Below are 20,364 nucleotides of genomic sequence, written 5' to 3'. Positions count from 1 at the left end.
AGGAGGGGCTTCAGCCCCGATGCTTTTCGACCAGACGACAGAGAGCCCCCGAATGCAGCCTGGTCGACCTCGGGCCTGTCGGACGGTGATGGAAAAGCATCGGGGCTGAAGCCCCTCCTACATGGGCGTGGGTAGAATCCGGGCACCTTCTCTCCTGGTCTGCACGCCATGGCTTTCCGCGCCCCCGTCGATCTCGCTGCCGTCAACGCCCACGCCGCCGACACGCTGGTGTCCCATCTCGGCATCGTCATCACCGGGGCGGGCGAGGACTGGTTGCGCGGCACGATGCCGGTCGATGCACGCACCGTGCAGCCCTACGGCATCCTGCATGGCGGGGCTTCGGTGGCGCTGGCCGAGACGCTGGGCAGCGTGGCGGGCAACCTGTGCGTGGACATCACCAAGGAGATGGTGGTGGGCCTGGAGATCAACGCCAACCATGTGCGCGCGATGCGCGGTGGCGTGGTGACCGGTACGGCGCGTGCGCTGCATGTGGGCCGAAGCACGCAGCTGTGGGAGATCCGCATCGAGAACGATGAAGGAAAGCTGGTCTGCGTGTCCCGGCTGACCCTGGCGGTGGTGCCCCTGCCCAAGGCCTGAGACCCGGCGTGGCAGCGACGACAGGCTCGACATGGGCATGATCGACACGCACTTTCTGGCGATCGTCGGCGCGGGCGGCGTGGCCGGGTGCGCGTGGCTTCCGTTGCTGACCCCGCTGTTCGACAAGGTCGCCGGCCGCGCGTCCCGCAGGATCACCGCAGCCGGGCTGCCGCGCTTTCTGCTCGCCATCGTGGTCTGGGTGGTGGTGACGGCACTGGTGTTCTGGCTGCCCGCAAAGCTGCTGGGCCTGTTGCCGGTCGATGGCCGTTTCAAGCTGTATCAGGTGTCCTTCCTGGCGGGCGCACTGATGGGCAGGGCGCTGACCGCACGCATGCGGCGCTGAGATCTTCATGACGCCTGCCACCTCCGTCGACCATGGCACGTTCCGCTGCGGCGACGCATCCGGTATCGTGACAGGATGACGCCGCCCCCTGTTCATGTTGCTGGCGGCAGCGGTGTGGCGCGGGCGATCCGCTACCTCTACCGCGTGCCGTTGCTGCTGGTCCACCTGCTGGTCTTCCTGCCGATCATCCTGCTGTGCCTGTCGCCACTGCTGGCCTGGGTGCGGGTGGGCGACGAGAGCGTGGGCGAGGTGGCGGTGCGCTGGTGGTCCAGCGGGCTGATGCGCATCTTCGGGTTCCGCCTGCGTCGCGTGGGCACGCCGCTCCCCGGCGCCACGATGTTCGTGGCCAACCACGTCAGCTGGATCGACATCGAAGCGCTGCACAGCCAGCGCATGATGGGATTCGTCGCCAAGCATGAGATCCGCGGTTGGCCGGTGGTCGGCTGGCTGGCGGCGCAGGGCCACACCATCTTCCACCAGCGCGGCAGCCAGGAGTCGCTGGGCGGCGTGCTGCAGGCCATGATGCAGCGCCTTCGCGAGGGCCGTCCGGTAGGTGTGTTCCCGGAAGGACGTACCCGCGACGGCCGGTCGGTGGGCCCGTTCCACGCGCGCATTTTCCTGGCGGCGGTGGAAGCCGGCGTGCCGGTGCAGCCGGTGGCGCTGCGCTACGGTGCGCGCGGCAGTGCGCAGCCGGTGGTGGCGTTCGGGCCGAAGGAGAGCTTCTTCGCCAACTTCGTGCGCCTGCTGGGTGAGCCGGCCCGCACGGCCGACATCTGTTTCCTGGAGCCGATCCGGATCGCCGATGTGGAAGGGCGCCGCCGCATCGCCGAGCTGTCGCGCGAGCGCATCGTGCAGGCGATGTCGGAAGCCTGAGCGGATGCGTTCGGCCGGCATCGCGACGGAATCGAAGGAATACTCCACACTGCGGTGCCACCCTCGTCCCGACACCGCTGCGATGCCCCCATGATCACTGCCGCCGACTACCGCCCGCCACGCTGGCTGCGCAATCCGCACCTGCAATCGGTGCTGGGTTCGAGCGCACTGCGCCGCCGTCGCGGGCTGCGCGCGCTGGCGGGCAGTGGTGCGGTGACGGTGGAGCACATCGTGGATGGAGGCGATGGCGTGCGCCTGCAGGGGTTCCTGAGCCGGATGTCCGGACAGAGTCCGCGCGGCCTGGTGCTGCTGCTGCATGGTTGGGAAGGCAGTGCCGATTCCAGCTACATGCGCCTGACCGCCGCGCAGCTGCTGGCGCGCGGGTTCGACGTGTTCCGGCTGAACTTCCGCGACCACGGCGATACCCACCACCTCAACGAAGACCTGTTCCACTCCAACCGCCTGGATGAAGTGGTGCACGCGGCGCTCGACGTGTCGCGGCGGTTCGCCGGCGATGTGCCGATGCGGGTGGCGGGCTATTCGCTGGGCGGCAACTTCGCGCTGCGGCTGGCACTGCGCGCACCGGAGGCGGGACTGGCGCTGGCACACGTGGCGGCGGTCTGCCCGCTGCTGGATCCGGCCACGACGATGGACCGCATCGAGAATGGCCTGCCGCTGTACGACTGGTACTTCGCGCGCAAATGGCGCCGTTCGCTCGAACGCAAGCGCAGCCTGTTCCCGCAGCGGCATGACTTCGACGACACCGTGCTGGCGCTGGACATCCGCGCGCTGACCGACTGGCTGGTGCAGCGGCACACGGCCTTCGGCACGCTCGAGGACTACTTCGACGGCTACGCCATCGCCGGTGGCCGCCTGGCGGGGCTGACCGTGCCCGCGCACATCCTGATGGCCGAGGACGATCCGGTGATCCCGTTCGAGACCTTCCGCGACTGGGCGCTGCCGGCGCAGGCCACGCTGGAGATCGCCCCCTGGGGCGGGCACTGCGCCTTCATCGAGAACGCCGCCTGCGACGGCTACGCCGAGCGCTGGGTGGCCGAACGCCTGGCCGGCGGCACCGCCTGAGCCGGGGAACGGCCGGTACAATCGGCGTTTGCCCGAATCCTGGTAGTTCTCCATGTACGACCCGATCCTCGATGCCCTTCGCCGCGGCGCAGTGGCCGATGCCCTGACCGCCGCGCAAGCGCTGGTGGCAAAACGCCCCGACGACGCCCAGGCGTTGCGCTGGCTGTCCGCCGCCCAGCTGCAGAGCGGCCAGCCCGACGCCGCCCTGGCCAGCATCGACCGCGCCATTGCCCTGGCGCCGGACAACGCCGACCTGCACTTGGCCCGTGCGGGCGTGCTGGTGGGCAGCCGGCGTCCCGACGAGGCGCAGGCATCGCTGGCCCAGGCCACCGGGCTGGATCCCAACCAGTTCACCGCATACCTGGTGCAGGCACAGCTGGCGTTGGGTCGCGGCGACCTGGACGAAGCCGAACGCCTGAACCGCCTGGCCGCGCGCGTGTCACCGGATCATCCGCAGCTTGCCGCCGTCGAAGGCATGGTGACCTTGCGTCGCGGCGATGCCGACACGGCCCTGAAGATCGTGAGTGCGGCATTGCAGGTGGCACCCGAGGAAGTGCAGTTGCGCTATTCGCTCGGCTTCATCCACATGGCGCTCGGACACTGGGCGTTCGCCGAACAGGCGTTCCGTGGCGTGGTGGAGCGGACGCCGGGCGCGGACAGCCTGCGCAGCCTGATCGCGGACCTGATCCGCCGGCAGGGGCGTCCCGCCGATGCCGCCGACGAACTGGTCCCGCTGGTGGCGCGCAACAACGCGCCCGCGCTGCACCGCTACATCGGCCACCTGCGCCTTGCCGCAGGACAGGACGAGGAAGCGCTGGCCTCGCTGCGGATCGCCCTGGCCGGACAGCCGCGCGATCGCGACACCGTGCTGGCGATCATCGAGGCGTGGCGTCGCCTGGATATGCAGGATGATGCGCGCAACACGCTGGATGCGGCCCTGGCCACCACGCCGGACGAGCACGATCTGTGGCTGGCGCGCCTGTTGTTCGAGCCCGTGGGCAGCGCCGAGGCGCGCGCGGTGGTCGAGCGCTGGGTGTCGGCGATGCCGCAGCATGTGCCCGCGATGGAGGCCCAGATGTCGGTGCTGGATGCGGCGGGCGAGCGTGATGCGGCCGAAGCCGTGGCGCGGCGGGTCGTTGCGCTCGACCCGGGCCGTGCGAGTGCCGAGCAGCGGCTGGTCGAGGCACTGTTCGAACGCGATCCGGTGTCCGCGATCGCACGCGTCGGCGAACTCGCCGACCAGGCCACCGAACCGCACCACAAGCGCAGCCTGCGCAGTTGGCAGGCGTTCGTCCGCGACCGCGCCGGCCGCTATGCCGATGCCGCCGCCACGTGGGCCGCACTGGCCCACGAACTGGCCCCCACGCGCCTGCCGTTGTGGACCCCGAGCGGTGCCCAGGGCCCCTGGCCCGACGTGGCGCCGATTCCGATGTCGTCCGCCGGCCGCCCGTACCCCATCCTGCTGTGGGGCGCGCCGGGCACCGTGGTCGAATCGATCGCCGGCGTCCTGGGCGCGATCAGCCATCGCCTGCGCGGTGACCGCTTCCTGCCCAATCCGCCGGTGGACGCCTTCCAGAACTACCACACGCCGGCACGGCTCCTGTCCGGCGAGCTGTCGGGCGAAGCCTGCGTGGCAGGATGGCGCGAGACGCTGGCCACCCGCTCGGAAGATGGCGGCATCGTCGACTGGCTGCCGTGGTGGGACAACGCGTTGCTGCTGGCCCTGCGTCCGCACTTGCCGGAGGCCCTGCTGATCATCGCGGTGCGCGATCCACGCGATGCCTTCCTCGACTGGCTGGCATTCGGTGCCCCGGCCCCGCTGGCCCTGGACGACCTGGACGCCGGCGCGCGCTGGCTGGCGCAGCTGTTCGACCAGGTCGCCGATGTGCACGAGCATGACCTGTTCCCGAGCCGGCTGATCGCGATGGATGCGATCAAGGACGATGCCGCGGCCGTGGCGCAGGCGCTGAGCCGGGCGCTGGGCGCGCAGCTGACGGAGCCGCCGTCTTCCGGTGCGCGCCGCTTCCCGGCGGGCCACTGGCGCCACTATGCCGACGTGCTGGCGGGCCCGTTCGCCGCGCTGACGCCGGTGGCGGTGCGACTGGGTTACCCGGAAGCCTGATCCCTTTTCCCCGCATCTGCAGGAGTCATGCATGCGCCTCTGGAGCGACAGTTTCGAAAATGCGAAGCCCATCCCCGCTGGCTTCGCGATGGGCCAGCCCGACGGATTCGCCGCGAACCGCAATCCCCACCTGGCCTGGGATGACGTGCCTGCCGGGACGAAGTCCTTCGCCCTGCTGTGCATCGATCCCGACGTGCCCACCGTGCCGGAGACGGTTGGTCGCGACGACCTGCAGATCCCGGTCGAGCAGCCGCGCGGGCATTTCATCCACTGGACGATGGCCGACATCGCGCCGGAAGTGCGGGAGATCGCGGCCGGCAGCTGCAGCGACGGCGTCACTGCCAAAGGCAAGCAGCAACCTGCGGGGCCGGCGGGTGCGCGGCAGGGCCTGAACGACTACACCGGCTGGTTTGCCGGTGACGCGCAGATGGGGGGCGACTACTACGGATACGACGGCCCGTACCCGCCCTTCAACGACCTGCGCATGCATCGCTACTTCTTCCGCCTGTTTGCGCTGGATCTCGCCACGCTCGGCCTGCCGGCGCGATTCACCGCCGGCGATGTGGAGCGCGCGATGCAGGGCCATGTGCTGGCCGAAGCCGCCGTGCATGGCACCTATACGTTGAATGCGTCGCTGCGCGGCTAACGCGGCTGCACGCCGCCCGCGACGGGCCGCAAGCGCCAGCGCCCATCGGTGTCGATGACAAGGCAGGCGCCGGAAGGCGGGCATTCGCGCACCCTGTGGATGGTGTCCGGTGCCACGCCGAGGCGCCATGCCAGGCCCATCTGGCCGATGGCATAGAAGCGCTGTTCGTCCGCCACCTGCACGTGCAAGGGCGTGGCGACCGGCTGCCGCGCGAGGGCCTGCAATGTTGTTTCCGCCCAGCGGGCGCGACCGATGAGGCCGGGGTGGTCGAGGCGGCGCGTGCCTTCCACCGCGATCCATGACGACACCGCGATCAGCACGGCGACCACGGGAGCGAGGCGATCCGTGGCGATGCAGCGCGCCAGCGCGATGACCGGCAACACCACGGCGATGGCCGCGTAGTACTCGTAGCTGTTCCATGCGAACAGGAAGTACGGCGCGTACGCGAACACCGCGAACGCCGCGATGCAGAGCCATTGACGCGTTGCGAGCAGCCTGCGGCCACGCCAGCCCGCGATGCCCCACGCCGCGAGCATCGGCAGCGCCGTCGCCGCGATCCAGGCCAGCCCCTGCATGCGCTCCCCGGCCACCGCCATGCGCATGGCTTCGCGCGGGACATTCAGCAGCCACGCCACGAACGAGGCCGCGTTGCGCACCACGTTGCCACCCAGGGTCATGGCATAGGACGCGTCCGTATTGGCGGTGAACCGCGCGCGCAGCACCAGCCATGCCGCCACGACGGCGACACAGGCAAGCCACGCGACGAGTTCGCCACGGTCCAGCCGGCGCGCGGCGACGAATCCGCTGACGATGAGCATCAGGGCCGGCGTCAAGGCGGCCGACTCCTTGCTCAGCAGCGCCAGTGCGAGCAGCAGCGGAACGGAAGCCAGCAGTACCGAGCGCGTCGCGTGCTTCGCGTCGCGCGCGCTCACCCATGCCGCCAGCAGCAGCGTGGTGAACAGGGTGAGCATCGCGTTGTTGGCGGCGGCGGCCCAGTGCACGGGCAGCGTGTGCAGGGTCAATGCACCGTAGACGGCCCCCGCCAGCGCGGCGATCCGGCCAGCGTGCGGCCATTGGCAGGCGCGTGCGAGGCGGAACCCGAGCAGTGCCACGCCCAGGGTGGCCAGCAGGTGCAGCACCAGGCTCACGACGTGGGCGGCATGTGCGCTGCCCCCCAACGCGGCATCGACCCAGCGCCAGTACCCTTCCTGCGACAGAGGTCGCCAGAATCGGGGCGGCGACGCAGGCCAGAAATCCGACCACCATGGCGCGCCGGATGCATTCGTGGCATGCGCCGCGTGCAGGAACGCGTAGTCATCGCCCCAGAAAGGGGTCTGCAGTGCAGGCAGCCACATCAGCAGCGCGGAGGCCGCCAGCAGCGCAGCGGCGATCCAGGGAAGGGGAGAGGCGTTCCTTGCTGGCAGGCTCATCAATCGCGCGTCGTGTCCGGTGACGGCGCACTATACCGGCCGCTGCAGTGCCTTCGGAGCGTCACGTCGCCACGGCGCGCGCGGCGTGGCCACCGTGCGCGCCGTGCGGGGACGGAAGCGTCATTTTTTCTCGCTGGCGGATTCCACCACCATGTCCAGCACATACGCCTTCGGCGGCGCATCGGCAGGCGGATTCTTCACGGTGTAGCGGTCCACGCGCAGCACGTTGCGCACGCCCGGCTCGTGGGTATAACCCTCGATGCTGTCGTGGAAGTGCTGGAATTCACCGGGCATGCCGACCTTCAGTCCCTTGTCGTCGTACTGGATCTCGCGCACCTGCAGGCATTGCTTGTCGGGAATCAGCGGATGGCTGCACGGCTTCGTTTCCGATGCGACTTCCAGGAACACGCGCTCGCCGGGACCGCCGTAGCGGGTTTCGGCGGTGGGATTGCCCGCGAACAGGAGCTTGTCGCCCGTCGCCGTCGTGAGTGCCAGCTGGGTGACGCCGTCCTGCGTCGCCGCCACCTTCAGCGTCCCTTCGAGGCGCTTGCCGACTTCCTGGTCCAGCGCCATCAGTGCGTTGTCCGTGCAGGCCATCATGGTGGACACCAGGCGACCGATGGTGAGGCTGGTATCCGACAGTGTGTAGGTTCCCCCCATGCGGTTGCAGGTGTTGGCCACACCGAGTCGCCCCTCCTTGAAGTCGAGTTGCACCGGCTTGTCGGCGCGTGCGAACAAGGCGTCGATGCGTTTGCCCTGGGCGTCGGTGGCGTCCATGAGTTGCCAGTGGTGCTGGGACAGCAAGGCAGCCGCGTCGACCGATGCGGCAACCGGTGTATCCGGGGTGGCGGCCACGGTGGGCGTGGGCGTGTCGGCCTGTTCCGCCGGCTTGGGGCAGCCCGCAAGGGCCAGTGGTAAGGCAAGCAGCAGCAGTCGTTTCATGGCGTTCTCCGTCGAAGGTGGCCCAATGCAAACGCGCGACAGGTTGGAATGGGGTGAAGGCCGGGCATCGCGCTTGATTGCAGGGAGCGCGGCGGATCAGCTGCCCACGGGCATCAGCAACAGCAGCAGCGCGCCCAGCACGATGCGGTAGATCGCGAAGCCGGTGAACCGGTGCGCCTTGATGAAGCCGAGCAGCCACTTCACCACCACGAAGCCGGTGGCGGTGGCGGCGACGAATGCGAGCGCGACTTCGCCCCAGTTCTCGCTGCCCAGCGCGTCGTCCTTCACCAGTTCCAGGAAGGCGTAGCCACTGGCGGCGAACATGGTGGGAATACCCAGCAGGAAGACGAACTCCGCCGCCGACGAACGCCGGCTGGTGCCAGCCAGCATGGCCATGAAGATCGCCGCCGCCGAGCGCGAGGTGCCGGGGAACACGCCGGCCACTACCTGCGCCAGACCCACCAGGATCGCCATCTTCCACGTGATCGTCGCCACATCGCCGCGTTTTTCGGCGAAGTGCTCGGCGAGCAGCATCCACACGCCGCCCAGGATCAGCGCCCACGCGACCGGAGTGACGGTCTCCGGCAGTTCCCAGCCGGCCAGGCGCACGGGCAGGCCGACCAGCGCGGTGACCAGGAAGGCGGCCGCCAGCTTCATGGAGTAGTCGCGGGCTTCGGCATCGCGCCAGCAGCCGGTCGTCAGTTCCCAGATCCGGCGGCGGAACACCAGCGTGGTGGCCAGGATCGCGCCGGCCTGGATGACGATGTTGAAGAAGTCCGAGCGCTCGCCCAGCCAGTGTTGCGCGATGAGCAGATGGCCCGTGCTCGAGATGGGCAGGAATTCGGTCAGGCCTTCGAGGATGCCGAGCAGCAGCGCGGCGAGCAGGTCGGTCATCGGGGCGTGGAAAGCGAGAAGGGCGGCAAAGAATAGTGGAAACCGCAACGCACCGCGTTGGTTCATTACGAATCCAGAGCGCACCAAAAAAGGGATTTCGCGTAATGGGTTTGTCAACGACCTTCATGTGAATCAGTGACTTGGCGCGATATCGGGGTTGGCACGGGGATTGCTGTGTGTTGGCACAACCCTTATCCAACCCGAGGTTCCAAAGATGTCCCTGGACAACGTTGAGAAGCTGATCAAGGACCACAAGGTCGAGTTCGTCGACCTGCGCTTCGTCGACATGCGCGGTGTCGAGCAGCACGTCACCTTCCCCGTCAGCATCGTGGATGCGTCCCTGTTCGAAGACGGCAAGATGTTCGACGGCTCATCGATCTCGGGCTGGAAGGGCATCAACGAGTCCGACATGGTGCTCCTGCCCGACCCGAGCACCGCCTACCTCGATCCGTTCTACGCCGACCCGACCCTGGTGCTGGTCTGCGACATCCTCGACCCGGCCACCATGCAGGGCTACACGCGCGATCCGCGCGGCATCGCCAAGCGCGCCGAGGCCCACCTGAAGGCCAGCGGCGTCGCCGACGTGGCGTTCTTCGGTCCGGAACCCGAGTTCTTCATCTTCGACTCGGTGCAGTTCGCCAACGACATGGGCAACACCTTCTTCAAGATCAATTCCGAGGAAGGCGCCTGGAACAGCGGCAAGAGCTACGACGGCGCCAACAGCGGCTACCGCCCGGGCATCAAGGGCGGTTACTTCCCGGTGCCGCCGACCGACTCGCTGCACGACCTGCGTGCCGAGATGTGCAAGACGCTGGAGCAGGTCGGCATCGAAGTCGAAGTGCACCACCACGAAGTCGCCACCGCCGGCCAGTGCGAGATCGGCGCCAAGTTCAACACGCTGGTGCAGAAGGCCGACGAACTGCAGCGCATGAAGTACGTGGTGCGCAACGTGGCCCATCGCAACGGCAAGACCGTGACCTTCATGCCGAAGCCGATCGTCGGCGACAACGGCAGCGGCATGCACGTGCACCAGTCGCTGGCCAAGGGCGGCCAGAACCTGTTCTCCGGCGACGGCTACGGCGGTCTGTCGCAGATGGCGCTGTGGTACATCGGCGGCATCTTCAAGCACGCCAAGGCGATCAACGCGTTCGCCAACTCGGGCACCAACAGCTACAAGCGCCTGGTGCCGGGCTTCGAAGCGCCGGTGATGCTGGCCTACTCGGCGCGCAACCGTTCGGCGTCGTGCCGCATCCCGTGGGTGGCCAACCCAAAGGCGCGCCGCATCGAGATCCGCTTCCCCGATCCGCTGCAGTCCGGCTACCTGACCTTCACCGCGCTGATGATGGCCGGCCTGGACGGCATCAAGAACCAGATCGACCCCGGTGCGCCTTCCGACAAGGACCTGTACGACCTGCCGCCGGAAGAAGAGAAGAACATCCCGCAGGTCTGCTCCAGCCTGGACCAGGCGCTGGACGCGCTGGACAAGGACCGCGACTTCCTCAAGGCCGGCGGTGTGATGTCGGACGACTTCATCGACGCCTACATCGCGCTGAAGATGCAGGAAGTGACCAAGTTCCGCGCGGCCACGCACCCGCTGGAATACCAGCTGTACTACGCCAGCTGATGCCGTCGAACGCGCACATCGCCATGCATGCGGAGGGCCGGGTACCGGCCCTCCGCGACGCAGCGGTCGCGCACTGAGTTCTCGCGGCGATGGCGACGGATCTCCCCTCCCACCCGTCGCCATCGCCGCACCTTATTGGAGACATCGCGTCGCGATGGCTTCGACCGGTTGGGGAACCGGGGCACCACCCGTCTTCGATTTCCGGAGATCGCACCAACGCTGTACCAGGGGAAACACAGGAGAGGTCCATGAACCGCTGCTCCCTCCCACGTCATCCGTTCCTGCCGCAAATGATCGCGGTGGGCTCGGATGCGGTTCATGCATCGATCCGCACCGACAACGTGTCCGCCGCCAGGGGGCTGCGCGCACGGGTGACCTGAAACCGCCGGCCGGCTCCGGTCGGCCGGTTCCATCCACCATCGGGGTATGCGCATGAAACTGATCACCGCCATCATCCGGCCGTTCAAGCTCGACGAGGTCCGAGAGTCCTTGTCGCAGGCGGGCGTGTCCGGCATCACCGTCACCGAAGTCAAAGGCTTCGGTCGGCAGAAGGGCCACACCGAGCTGTATCGCGGCGCCGAGTACGTCGTCGATTTCCTGCCCAAGATCAAGATCGAAACCGTCGTCACCGACGAGCGACTGGATGCCGTCATCGAGGCCATCCAGCAGGCGGCCGGCACCGGCAAGATCGGCGACGGCAAGATCTTCGTCACCACCATCGACCAGGTCATCCGCATCCGCACCGGCGAAGTCGGCGCGGACGCGCTCTAACACTCGGAGCCCCACATGAAGACTCGACTGTTCTCCGGGTGGAAGACCCGTGCCCAGACGTTGTGCCTGGCCGCGCTGTGCGGCCTGATGACGGTTGGCGTGTCGGCTGCGGCGCTCGCCGCACAGGACACTGCCGCCCCGACGACCGAAGCCCCCGCCACCGACGCCGCGCCTGCGCCGGTCGAAGCCGCCGCCGCGCCTGCGGAGGTCGCTGCAGCCCCCGCTGAAGCCGTCGCCGCCCCCGCCGAGGAAGCCCCTGCCGAGGAAGCTCCCGCACCGACCATCAGCAAGCCCGACACCGTATGGGTGCTGGTGTCCGCGGTGCTGGTGATCTTCATGACGCTGCCGGGCCTGGCGCTGTTCTATGGCGGCCTGGTGCGTTCGAAGAACGTGCTGTCGATCCTGATCCAGAACCTGGCGGTGTTCTCGCTGGTCGCGGTGCTGTGGGCGCTGTACGGCTACAGCTTCGCCTTCACCGAGGGCAATGCGTTCATCGGTGGCACGGACCGGCTGCTTGCTGCGGGTCTCGACGCCTCGTCCATCGGTGCCACGTTCACCAAGGGCGTCTACATCCCGGAACTCGCGTTCTTCGTGTTCCAGGGCGCCTTCGCCTGCATCACCTGCGCGCTGATCGTCGGTGCGTTCGCCGAGCGCGTGAAGTTTGCCGGCGTGATGCTGTTCACCGTGCTGTGGTTCACCTTCGCCTACCTGCCGATGGCGCACATGGTGTGGTTCTTCCCCGGTCCGGATGCGTTCACGGGCACCGATGCCGTCGACGGCGTGCTGGCCAAGTCGGGCTACCTGTGGGCCAAGGGCGCGCTGGACTTCGCCGGCGGCACCGTCGTGCACATCAATGCGGCGATTGCCGGCCTGGTGGGCGCGTACGTCATCGGCAAGCGCACGGGCTACGGACGCGAGGCCATCAAGCCGCACAACCTGACCCTGACCATGGTCGGTGCGTCCATCCTGTGGGTGGGCTGGTTCGGCTTCAACGCCGGTTCGGCGCTGGAAGCCGGTGGCGTGGCCGCGATCGCGTTCGTCAACACCTTCCTGGCCACGGCTGCGGCGGTGGTGGCGTGGCTGCTGGTGGAGTGGATCACCAAGGGCAAGCCGTCGCTGCTGGGTGCGGCCTCGGGTGCGGTGGCCGGTCTGGTCGCCATCACCCCGGCCGCCGGCCTGGTGGGCCTGAACGGCGCGCTGGCCATCGGCGCGATCGCCGGCGTGCTGTGCCTGTGGGGCGTCAGCGGGCTGAAGAAGCTGCTGGGCGCGGATGACAGCCTGGACGTGTTCGGCGTGCACGGCGTGGGCGGCATCACCGGCGCGCTGCTGACCGGCGTGTTCGCGGCGCCGTCGCTGGGTGGTGCGGGCATCTGGGACTACGTCACCGAGACCGCCCTGGCCGAGTACTCGATCGGCTCGCAGGTGTGGATCCAGGCGCAGGGCGTGCTGATCACGGTGGTGCTGTCCAGCGTGGTGGCCCTGGTCTCCTTCCTGATCGTGAAGTACACGGTCGGCCTGCGCGTCTCCGAGGACGCCGAGCGCGAGGGGCTGGACATCACCTCGCATGGCGAATCGGCCTACGAGGCCTGATGGATTGCCGGGGACGGCTTTGCACTAAACTGGTGCAATGTCGTCCCCGGACCCTTCCCGCATGCGTTTCGAGCCCACCACCGACGCGCTCAGCACGCCGGTGGCCTGGGCGGATGCCGACGGCCTGATCCGCGGCGTGAATCCTGCCTTCGCCCGCTGGCTGGGCGTCAGTAGCCGCCGCCTGCTGGGACAACCCCTGGCGGCCCTGGAAATCGAAGGCGACGCCATGGCACGGTTCCTGGACAACACCGATCGCGACGTCCTGCGGTTGCACCGCATGGCGCTGGGCATGCCCGGCGAGTCGCCGTGTTTCGCCGAGGGCTGGCTGTCGCGCCTGGATGGCGGGGGTTGGCTGCTGGAAGCGCATCCGGTGGACGAATTCCCCGCGCTCGATCCCACCCAGGTCCTGCCCAACGCCTTGAGCGCCGCGCTGAAGGGGCTGGCGCACGAGCTGCGCAATCCACTGGCCGGCCTGAAGGGCGCTGCCCAGCTGCTGGCGCGCCGGGCGGCGCATCGCAACGACAACGACGACGAGCGCGAGCTGATCGAACTGATCGAATCCGAGATCAACCGCCTCAACACCCTGCTGGAGCAACTGCTGTCGCCGTCCCCGCAGCGACCGCACGCGCCGTTGAACATCCACACCGTGCTGGAGCGCGTGCTGCGCCTGGCCGAAAACGAAGGTGGCTGGTCGGTGCGCCTGCAACGCGACTACGACCCCAGCCTGCCGGAACTGTCCGGCGACGCCGACCGCCTGACCCAGGCGGTCTGGAACCTGGTGCGCAACGCCATCCAGGCGGGCGCCGCCAACATCATCCTGCGCACCCGGGTCGAACACGGGTCGCGCATCCACGACCACCTGCACACGATGGCGTTGCGGGTGGAGATCGTCGACGACGGCCGCGGCGTGCCCGAAGAGCTCGCCGAACACCTGTTCCTGCCGCTGGTCAGCGGCCGCGCCGAAGGCAGCGGCCTGGGCCTGGCGCTGTCGCAGCAGGTGGCGCGCGAACACCGTGGGTCGCTGACCTACCGTTCGCGCCCCGGCCACACGGTCTTCACCCTGCTGCTGCCGCAGTCGCTGCACGACCACGACGAGGAACGTCATGTCCACTGATCGCCTGGCCGCCACCGGCGGCGCCACCGACGCACGCCGCATCTGGGTGGTCGATGACGACCGTTCGGTCCGCTTCGTGCTGGCCACCGCCTTGCGCGACGCGGGTTACACGGTGGACGGCTTCGACAGCGCCGCGGCGGCATTGCACGCACTTGGCGCGCGCGGCGCCCCCGACCTGCTGTTCACCGACGTGCGGATGCCGGGCGATGACGGCCTGGTGCTGCTGGACAAGCTGAAGGCCACGCATCCGCAGCTGCCCGTCATCGTGATGTCGGCCTACACCGATGTCGCCAGCACGGCGGGCGCGTTCCGTGGTGGCGCCCATGAATTCCTCTCCAAGCCGTTCGACCTGGACGATGCCGTGGCGCTGGCCGCGCGCACGCTGCCGGACGCGGAAGAGGCGGCGGGGACGACCCAGGATGGCGACGTAGCGGCATCGGCAACGCCGCAGCTGATCGGCGACACGCCCGCCATGCGCGCGCTGTTCCGCGCGATCGGTCGCTTGGCGCAGGCGCCGCTGTCGGTGCTGATCACCGGTGAAACCGGCACCGGCAAGGAGCTGGTCGCGCATGCGCTGCACCATGAGTCGCCGCGCTCGCGCAAACCGTTCGTGGCCCTCAACACCGCGGCGATTCCATCGGAGTTGCTGGAGAGCGAGCTGTTCGGCCATGAGGCCGGTGCCTTCACGGGCGCGCAGAAGCGGCACATCGGGCGGTTCGAGCAGGCCGATGGCGGCACGCTGTTCCTCGACGAGATCGGCGACATGCCGCTGCCGCTGCAGACCCGGCTGCTGCGCGTACTGGCCGAGGGCGAGTTCTTCCGCGTCGGCGGTCGCGAACTGATCCGCGTGGACGTGCGCGTCATCGCCGCCACCCACCAGGACCTCGACGGCCTGGTGGCCGAAGGCCGCTTCCGCGCCGACCTGCTGCATCGTCTGAACGTGGTGCGCTTGCAGCTGCCACCCCTGCGCGAACGGCGCGCGGATGTGCCGCAACTGGCCGAGAACTTCCTCGCGACGGCCACCCGCAAACTGGACATCGCACCGAAGCGTTTCAGTGCACCGGCGCTGGACCTGCTGCAGGCCCATGACTGGCCCGGCAACGTACGCGAACTGGAGAACGTGTGCTGGCGGCTGGCCGCACTGGCACCGGCCGACGTCATCAACACGGCCGACCTGCAGGGCGCGCTGCTGCATGCGCCTGCAACCGGCGCCCGTGATGAATGGGACCATGCGCTGGGCGAATGGGCGCGCCGCCGCCTGCTGGAAGGGGCGGGGTCGCTGCATGCCGAGGCGCGCGAAAGGCTGGACCGCACGCTGCTGGAAGTCGCGTTGGAGCTGACCCACGGCCGCCGCGCCGAAGCGGCCGCGCGGCTTGGCGTGGGGCGCAACACCGTGACGCGGAAGCTGGGTCCCGGTCGCAAGCGCGGCTAGGCGGGCGTCGCTCCTTTCATTGAACATGAAGGTAGCGATGGTTACGGTAGCAGGCCACGACCTGCACCTGGAGCTTCCCATGCGTATCGCCCTGCTGGCCGCCGCATCCGTCCTCACGCTCGCAGCCTGCGGCACCACGCCGTCCTCGTCTTCGCCCCCGTCGACCGCTACACCCGACGTTCCCACCACCAGCACCGCCAAGCAGGCCGTCGCGGTGCTGGCTTCCGCGTCCGGCAGCCTGGTCAGTGGCAGCGTCACCCTCACCCCGATGGGCAAGGGGCTGCATCTGACCGGCGAGATCGGTGGCCTGCCGGCCAACAGCACGCATGCATTCCACGTCCACGAGAAGGGCGATTGCAGCGCCGCCGATGCCAGCAGCGCGGGTCCGCACTTCAATCCGTTCAACACGGCCCATGGCAAGGCCGGCAGCGGCCCCCACCATGCGGGCGACATGAACAACCTCACCGCCAATGCCGACGGGGTGGCGAAGGTGGATGCACACGTGGAAGGTGTCACGCTCGGGGGTGGCGCGGTGAATGACGTCGCCACGCGCGCACTGATCGTGCACGCGGCACCGGACGACTACGCCAGCCAGCCCGCTGGCAACGCCGGTGCACGAGTGGCCTGCGGCATCATCAAGATCACCCGGTAACCCGGCTTGGTGCTGCAGGAGGGGCTTCAGCCCCGAGGCTCTTGCTTCTAAGACATCCCCGCAAAAAGCCTCGGGGCTGAAGCCCTCCTACAGGAATTGCGTGGGGCGGAGGTCCGCCTTCACGCCATCGCAGTCCGCGGATCCGCGTTGCCCGGGCAGTGCGCGAAGGTCACCGGGATGCCGTGTGCTTCCAGCACCGCCGCGATCTGCTGTTGTCGCGCCTGGAAGTGCTGGTAGGCGCGTTCGAGGCGTTCGTCGGTGGCTTCCCGTGGCGCGTAACGCGCGCGCCACGCCATGGGCTCGAACAGCGCGATATGCACTTCACCCTCCGCATACCGCAGCAGTGGTTCCGGCAGCGCATCCAGCCACTGTTCTTCTGCCGGCGCCATCAGCGCGGTTTCGATGACCGGCCACAGTGCGCCCAGGCCGCCATGCTCGTATTGCATCGCGGTCATCGCGGCGAGGTCGTGCAGCGTCATGTAGCGTGCGTGCTCGATCTGCGCACCGAAGGCGGTCTGTGCGAGCAATGCGGTATCGGCCTGCGCCATGCCGGTTTCCAGCAAGACCGTTTCCAACCGTTCTGCGACGGCATCGACCGTATGGTGGTCGCCGGCCAGCACGAAAGGCAGCACGCGCAACAACCCGCCGCCCAGTCCGGCATCGGCCTGCAGCGGCAAAGGCACATCGCCGCCATCGTCTGCACCGAACGCGATCACACGGGCACCGTCGCCACGCCCGGGCGCGCGCTGGTGCAGTTCGCGCAGCCGCTGGTGCAGCGGCCAGCCGGGACGCAGGGCTTCGGCGGGATCGAAGTGCGCAGCGGCGAAGACGAGATCCAGGTCACGCACCTGAGGTGCATGCGTGGCGAGGTCGCGCCCCAGTTTCCCGGCCAGTTCGCTGGCTTCCGCGGCCGCCAGCGCCGCACGCTGCGGCAGGCTGCCGGCGGCCAACTCCAGGGCGATGACGCCCATCACGACGGGGCTGGTTGTGGAGGGAGTCATGTCAGCGGTTGGAGGTGGTGGAGGGGCGCATTACACTCCCCCATTATGCCTGCCGCATGCACGGCGTCTTCACTCCATCCCCACCACCATCACCTGCAAAGAGGTCCCCATGCCCGCACCCCGCCCCGTCGCCATCCTCGGCGGCGTCCGCATTCCGTTCTGCCGCCAGAACACGGCCTACGCGGATGTGGGGAACCTGGGCATGTCGGTGCGTACGCTGGGCGCGCTGGTCGAGCGCTTCGGCCTGCATGGCCAGCAGCTGGGCGAAGTGGCGATGGGCGCGGTGATCAAGCATTCGTCCGACTGGAACCTGGGCCGTGAAGCCGCGCTGTCGTCCGGCCTGTCGCCGCTGACGCCGGGCATCACGCTGCAGCGCGCCTGCGGCACCAGCCTGGACACCATCATCCACATCGGCAACAAGATCGCACTGGGGCAGATCGACTCCGGTATCGGCGGTGGCTCCGATACCACCTCCGAAGTGCCGATCGTCTACGGCAAGAAGCTGCGCGCGCGCCTGCTCGCCGCCAACCGTGCGAAGACCACGCAGGACAAGCTGAAGGCGCTGGTGAGCGGTTTCAAGTTCGGCGAGCTGAAGCCCGAGTTCCCCGGCGTGGCCGAGCCGCGCACCGGCAAGAGCATGGGCGACCACTGCGAAGACATGGCGAAGGAGTGGAGCATCTCGCGCGACTCGCAGGACGAACTCGCCGTTGCTTCGCACAAGAAGCTGGCCGCCGCTTACGAGCGTGGCTTCTTCGACGATCTGATCGCGCCGTTCCGCGGGCTGGAGCGCGACAACATCCTGCGCCCGGACACGTCGCTGGAAAAGCTGGCCACACTGAAGCCGGCGTTCGACAAGACGTCCGGCCGCGGCACGCTGACCGCCGCCAACTCCACGCCGCTGACTGACGGCGCCGCGGCGGTGCTGCTGTCCAGCGACGAATGGGCGAAGGCGCATGGCCACGAGCCGCTGGCCTACCTGAAGGATGCGCAGGTGTCCGCAGTGGATTTCGTGCATGGCGAAGGCCTGCTGATGGCGCCGACCGTGGCCGTGCCGGAAATGCTCAAGCGCAACGGCCTGACCCTGCAGGACTTCGACATCTACGAGATCCATGAAGCCTTCGCCGCGCAGGTGCTGTGCACGCTGCGCGCGTGGGAGAGCGAGGACTACTGCCGCAACCGACTCGGCCTGGACGCACCGCTGGGCAGGATCGATCCCGCGAAGATGAACCCCAAGGGCTCTTCGCTGGCGACGGGCCATCCGTTCGCTGCCACGGGTGCGCGCATCGTCGCTACCGTCGCCAAGGAACTGAAGCAACGGGGCGGTGGTCGCGCGCTGGTGTCCATCTGCACGGCCGGCGGCATGGGCGTGGTGGCGATCATCGAGCGTTGAGCCGTCGCGGCGTGAATGCCGCGATGCGTGCCTTCATCGTTTTCTTCCGGTCGCAGGCGCCACGTCACCGCGGCGGCGTCTGCACCTGCGCGCTGCCGATGCCGTGACGGCGACCTTCGCTGACCGCCGTCACTGTGCCGTCCGGGTTGAACACCAGCGCATTGGTGGCGCCGATTTCCTCCACAAGGCCTGACCAGCGATGCCCGCGCTGCATCAGCGCCTTCGCCTGCACGCTGTCCGCGTAGCCGGGCTCGATGAACGTCATCGCCCCATTGCGCTGCGACAGCCGCGGCGCATCCACGGCCTGGTCCATGCGCAGGCCCAGGTCCACGTGGTTGACGATGGTCTGCAGCACCGTGGTGATGATCGTCGAGCCGCCCGGGCTGCCGATCGAGAACGCGGGCTTGCCGTCCTTCAGTGCCAGCGTCGGTGTCATGCTGCTGCGCGGGCGCTTGCCGCCTTCGGGCACGTTCGGGTGCGGGCCGGAGAAATCGAAGTCGGTCAGCTCGTTGTTGAGCAGGAACCCATAGCCCGGCACGACGATGCCGCTGCCGCCCCAGTCCTCGATGGTGAAGGTGTAGGCGACGACGTTGCCGTCCTTGTCCGACACGGTCAGGTGCGTGGTGTGCGCGCTCTCCGGCAGCAGCGCGCGCGGCGCGGGGCGCAGCGGGTAACTCGCATCCTGCTGGAAGGCGAACGGATCGCCCGCGACGACCGGACCGGACGCGGCGCGCGCCGGATCGATCAACGCGCGCCGCCGGGCCGCGTAATCCTTGCTCAGCAGGCCGGCCACGGGCGCATCCACGTATTCGGGATCGGCCAGGTAGGCATCGCGGTCGGCGAAGGCGAGGCGGCTCGCTTCCAGGTAAAGATGTTCGACCTGCGCGCGCGGCAGCGTCTTCAGGTCGTAGCCTTCGAGGATGTTCAGCGCTTCGAACACGGTCACGCCGCCACTGCTCGGCAACGGCATGCCGTACAGCTCATAGCCGCGGTAGGTGGAGCGCACCGGCGCGCGCACGCGGGCTTCGTAGTCGGCCAGATCCGCCAGAGTCATGCGGCCGCCGCGCACGGAAACACCGACGGCGGTCGGTGGACGATTGACCGCATCGATGATCGCGCGTGCCAGCGGACCTTCGTAGAACGCGTCCACACCACCGCGCACCAGCAGGCGGTACGTACGTGCGAGATCGGGATTGCGCAACCTCATACCTGCAGGGACTGCCTTGCCTTCCTTCAGGTACAGCGCGGCGGTCGCGGGGAAGCGGCGGAACTTGCCTTCATTTCGCGCCACCAGCCCCGAGAAGTTCGCATCCACCGTGAAGCCCTGCTCTGCCACGACGATGGCGGGCGCCAGGACCTGTTCGAACGACATCGTGCCGTAACGCTGCAGCGCCTCATGCCAGCCGCGCACGGTGCCCGGCACGCCGACCGACAGGCCACTGGCAACGGCGGTATCGAAGTCCATTTCCCGACCGTCTTCGATGAAAAGGGCGGGCGTGACGGCGGCGGGTGCCGTCTCGCGATGGTCGAGCGTGACCACGCGCTTCTCCTTTGCCAGGTACACCACCATGAAGCCGCCACCGCCGATCCCGCAGCTGAAGGGATCCGTCACCCCGAGCGTGGCTGCCGCTGCGACGGCGGCATCGACCGCATTGCCGCCGCGGTCGAGGACCGCGATGGCCGACCGGGTGGCCTGCTCGCTGATCGTCGCCGCAGCCCCGCCGGTGCCGGTGGCGACCGGTGTCCTGGCATGCGTGGCCGTGGCGGTCAGCAGGACCAGGAGCAAAGCGGCACGCAGGAATCGGGTCATCGCGGATCACCGAAAGGCAGGCGAACCGATTGTCACACGGTCCCGCCGGT

The 20,364-nt window shown here is 68.5% G+C and carries 19 protein-coding genes; 14 read left to right on the top strand and 5 right to left on the bottom strand.

Going from position 1 to position 20,364, the window contains the following annotated elements; genetic code table 11:
* Positions 1-168 precede the first annotated feature (168 nt).
* The 6 genes from ACIPRS_RS13915 to ACIPRS_RS13890 all read left to right on the top strand — a co-directional run bounded on the left by ACIPRS_RS13915 (position 169) and on the right by ACIPRS_RS13890 (position 5,664).
* Entirely contained in the window at positions 169-597 is a 429-nt protein-coding gene (locus tag ACIPRS_RS13915; protein ID WP_192199679.1) for a hotdog fold thioesterase, read from the top strand.
* Positions 598-628: 31 nt separating this feature from the next.
* Positions 629-940, top strand: a complete 312-nt coding sequence (locus tag ACIPRS_RS13910; protein WP_446538947.1) for a hypothetical protein — start codon at positions 629-631, stop codon at positions 938-940.
* Positions 941-1,015: 75 nt separating this feature from the next.
* Positions 1,016-1,813 (top strand): lysophospholipid acyltransferase family protein, encoded by a 798-nt coding sequence (locus ACIPRS_RS13905; RefSeq protein ID WP_192199681.1) that lies wholly within the window; start codon positions 1,016-1,018, stop codon positions 1,811-1,813.
* A gap of 93 nt (positions 1,814-1,906) precedes the next feature.
* Positions 1,907-2,896 (top strand): YheT family hydrolase, encoded by a 990-nt coding sequence (locus tag ACIPRS_RS13900; protein ID WP_446539107.1) that lies wholly within the window; start codon positions 1,907-1,909, stop codon positions 2,894-2,896.
* 52 nt (positions 2,897-2,948) lie between these two features.
* Positions 2,949-5,018 carry a tetratricopeptide repeat protein gene (locus tag ACIPRS_RS13895; protein ID WP_446538946.1) on the top strand — a complete coding sequence of 690 codons (2,070 nt, stop codon included), beginning with the start codon at positions 2,949-2,951 and terminating at the stop codon, positions 5,016-5,018.
* Between the two features lie 31 nt (positions 5,019-5,049).
* On the top strand, positions 5,050-5,664 hold the full coding sequence (locus ACIPRS_RS13890) for a YbhB/YbcL family Raf kinase inhibitor-like protein (protein WP_446538945.1): 615 nt from the start codon (positions 5,050-5,052) through the stop codon (positions 5,662-5,664).
* Here the strand turns inward: ACIPRS_RS13890 and ACIPRS_RS13885 are convergent.
* From ACIPRS_RS13885 to ACIPRS_RS13875, 3 genes are all read right to left on the bottom strand, one after another.
* A complete protein-coding gene (locus ACIPRS_RS13885; RefSeq protein WP_446538944.1) occupies positions 5,661-7,094 on the bottom strand; it encodes a hypothetical protein in 1,434 nt (477 codons plus the stop codon). The two genes, ACIPRS_RS13890 and ACIPRS_RS13885, sit on opposite strands and share 4 nt — an antisense overlap.
* Positions 7,095-7,214: 120 nt before the next feature.
* Positions 7,215-8,036 (bottom strand): DUF4377 domain-containing protein, encoded by an 822-nt coding sequence (locus ACIPRS_RS13880; RefSeq protein WP_446538943.1) that lies wholly within the window; start codon positions 8,034-8,036, stop codon positions 7,215-7,217.
* 96 nt (positions 8,037-8,132) lie between these two features.
* A complete protein-coding gene (locus tag ACIPRS_RS13875) occupies positions 8,133-8,930 on the bottom strand; it encodes an undecaprenyl-diphosphate phosphatase (protein WP_446538942.1) in 798 nt (265 codons plus the stop codon).
* Positions 8,931-9,144: 214 nt separating this feature from the next.
* Between ACIPRS_RS13875 and glnA the strand changes: the two genes are divergently transcribed.
* The 7 genes from glnA to ACIPRS_RS13840 all read left to right on the top strand — a co-directional run bounded on the left by glnA (position 9,145) and on the right by ACIPRS_RS13840 (position 16,113).
* Positions 9,145-10,554: a type I glutamate--ammonia ligase gene (gene glnA / locus ACIPRS_RS13870; protein WP_337732510.1), complete on the top strand. Its 1,410-nt coding sequence runs from the start codon at positions 9,145-9,147 to the stop codon at positions 10,552-10,554.
* Positions 10,555-10,802: 248 nt separating this feature from the next.
* A complete protein-coding gene (locus tag ACIPRS_RS13865) occupies positions 10,803-10,934 on the top strand; it encodes a hypothetical protein (protein WP_446538941.1) in 132 nt (43 codons plus the stop codon).
* A gap of 52 nt (positions 10,935-10,986) precedes the next feature.
* Complete coding sequence (locus ACIPRS_RS13860) at positions 10,987-11,325, top strand: P-II family nitrogen regulator (protein WP_056880236.1); 339 nt, start codon at positions 10,987-10,989, stop codon at positions 11,323-11,325.
* A 15-nt stretch (positions 11,326-11,340) separates the two neighbouring features.
* Positions 11,341-12,915 (top strand): ammonium transporter, encoded by a 1,575-nt coding sequence (locus tag ACIPRS_RS13855; protein WP_337732508.1) that lies wholly within the window; start codon positions 11,341-11,343, stop codon positions 12,913-12,915.
* 61 nt (positions 12,916-12,976) lie between these two features.
* Complete coding sequence (locus ACIPRS_RS13850) at positions 12,977-14,029, top strand: two-component system sensor histidine kinase NtrB (RefSeq protein WP_337732507.1); 1,053 nt, start codon at positions 12,977-12,979, stop codon at positions 14,027-14,029.
* Complete coding sequence (gene ntrC, locus ACIPRS_RS13845) at positions 14,019-15,461, top strand: nitrogen regulation protein NR(I) (RefSeq protein WP_446538940.1); 1,443 nt, start codon at positions 14,019-14,021, stop codon at positions 15,459-15,461. Before ACIPRS_RS13850 ends, ntrC begins: the two co-directional genes overlap by 11 nt.
* 79 nt (positions 15,462-15,540) lie before the next feature.
* A complete protein-coding gene (locus ACIPRS_RS13840) occupies positions 15,541-16,113 on the top strand; it encodes a superoxide dismutase family protein (protein WP_446538939.1) in 573 nt (190 codons plus the stop codon).
* Positions 16,114-16,232: 119 nt separating this feature from the next.
* On the opposite strand, the gene ACIPRS_RS13835 is transcribed toward ACIPRS_RS13840, so the two are convergent.
* Positions 16,233-17,114, bottom strand: coding sequence for a hypothetical protein (locus tag ACIPRS_RS13835; protein WP_446538938.1), 882 nt, complete (start codon positions 17,112-17,114; stop codon positions 16,233-16,235).
* 109 nt (positions 17,115-17,223) lie between these two features.
* Between ACIPRS_RS13835 and ACIPRS_RS13830 the strand changes: the two genes are divergently transcribed.
* A complete protein-coding gene (locus ACIPRS_RS13830) occupies positions 17,224-18,504 on the top strand; it encodes an acetyl-CoA C-acetyltransferase (RefSeq protein ID WP_446538937.1) in 1,281 nt (426 codons plus the stop codon).
* 64 nt (positions 18,505-18,568) lie between these two features.
* On the opposite strand, the gene ggt is transcribed toward ACIPRS_RS13830, so the two are convergent.
* Complete coding sequence (gene ggt, locus ACIPRS_RS13825) at positions 18,569-20,314, bottom strand: gamma-glutamyltransferase (RefSeq protein ID WP_446538936.1); 1,746 nt, start codon at positions 20,312-20,314, stop codon at positions 18,569-18,571.
* Between the last annotated feature and the right edge of the window lie 50 nt (positions 20,315-20,364).

It is taken from the genome of Pseudoxanthomonas sp. LARHCG66, assembly GCF_052871755.1.
Note: the sequence above shows the minus strand (reverse complement) of the source record. Positions and strands in the feature narration are given on the sequence as shown.

Excerpts from the sequence above, each read along its gene's own strand:
- ACIPRS_RS13915 (WP_192199679.1), top strand. The coding sequence starts at position 169 with ATGGCTTTCCGCGCCCCCGTCGATCTCGCTGCCGTCAACGCCCACGCC.
- ACIPRS_RS13910 (WP_446538947.1), top strand. The coding sequence starts at position 629 with ATGGGCATGATCGACACGCACTTTCTGGCGATCGTCGGCGCGGGCGGC.
- ACIPRS_RS13905 (WP_192199681.1), top strand. The coding sequence starts at position 1,016 with ATGACGCCGCCCCCTGTTCATGTTGCTGGCGGCAGCGGTGTGGCGCGG.
- ACIPRS_RS13895 (WP_446538946.1), top strand. The coding sequence starts at position 2,949 with ATGTACGACCCGATCCTCGATGCCCTTCGCCGCGGCGCAGTGGCCGAT.
- ACIPRS_RS13890 (WP_446538945.1), top strand. The coding sequence starts at position 5,050 with ATGCGCCTCTGGAGCGACAGTTTCGAAAATGCGAAGCCCATCCCCGCT.
- ACIPRS_RS13885 (WP_446538944.1), bottom strand. The coding sequence starts at position 7,094 with ATGAGCCTGCCAGCAAGGAACGCCTCTCCCCTTCCCTGGATCGCCGCT.
- ACIPRS_RS13880 (WP_446538943.1), bottom strand. The coding sequence starts at position 8,036 with ATGAAACGACTGCTGCTGCTTGCCTTACCACTGGCCCTTGCGGGCTGC.
- ACIPRS_RS13875 (WP_446538942.1), bottom strand. The coding sequence starts at position 8,930 with ATGACCGACCTGCTCGCCGCGCTGCTGCTCGGCATCCTCGAAGGCCTG.
- glnA (WP_337732510.1), top strand. The coding sequence starts at position 9,145 with ATGTCCCTGGACAACGTTGAGAAGCTGATCAAGGACCACAAGGTCGAG.
- ACIPRS_RS13865 (WP_446538941.1), top strand. The coding sequence starts at position 10,803 with ATGAACCGCTGCTCCCTCCCACGTCATCCGTTCCTGCCGCAAATGATC.
- ACIPRS_RS13860 (WP_056880236.1), top strand. The coding sequence starts at position 10,987 with ATGAAACTGATCACCGCCATCATCCGGCCGTTCAAGCTCGACGAGGTC.
- ACIPRS_RS13855 (WP_337732508.1), top strand. The coding sequence starts at position 11,341 with ATGAAGACTCGACTGTTCTCCGGGTGGAAGACCCGTGCCCAGACGTTG.
- ACIPRS_RS13850 (WP_337732507.1), top strand. The coding sequence starts at position 12,977 with ATGCGTTTCGAGCCCACCACCGACGCGCTCAGCACGCCGGTGGCCTGG.
- ntrC (WP_446538940.1), top strand. The coding sequence starts at position 14,019 with ATGTCCACTGATCGCCTGGCCGCCACCGGCGGCGCCACCGACGCACGC.
- ACIPRS_RS13840 (WP_446538939.1), top strand. The coding sequence starts at position 15,541 with ATGCGTATCGCCCTGCTGGCCGCCGCATCCGTCCTCACGCTCGCAGCC.
- ACIPRS_RS13835 (WP_446538938.1), bottom strand. The coding sequence starts at position 17,114 with ATGACTCCCTCCACAACCAGCCCCGTCGTGATGGGCGTCATCGCCCTG.
- ACIPRS_RS13830 (WP_446538937.1), top strand. The coding sequence starts at position 17,224 with ATGCCCGCACCCCGCCCCGTCGCCATCCTCGGCGGCGTCCGCATTCCG.
- ggt (WP_446538936.1), bottom strand. The coding sequence starts at position 20,314 with ATGACCCGATTCCTGCGTGCCGCTTTGCTCCTGGTCCTGCTGACCGCC.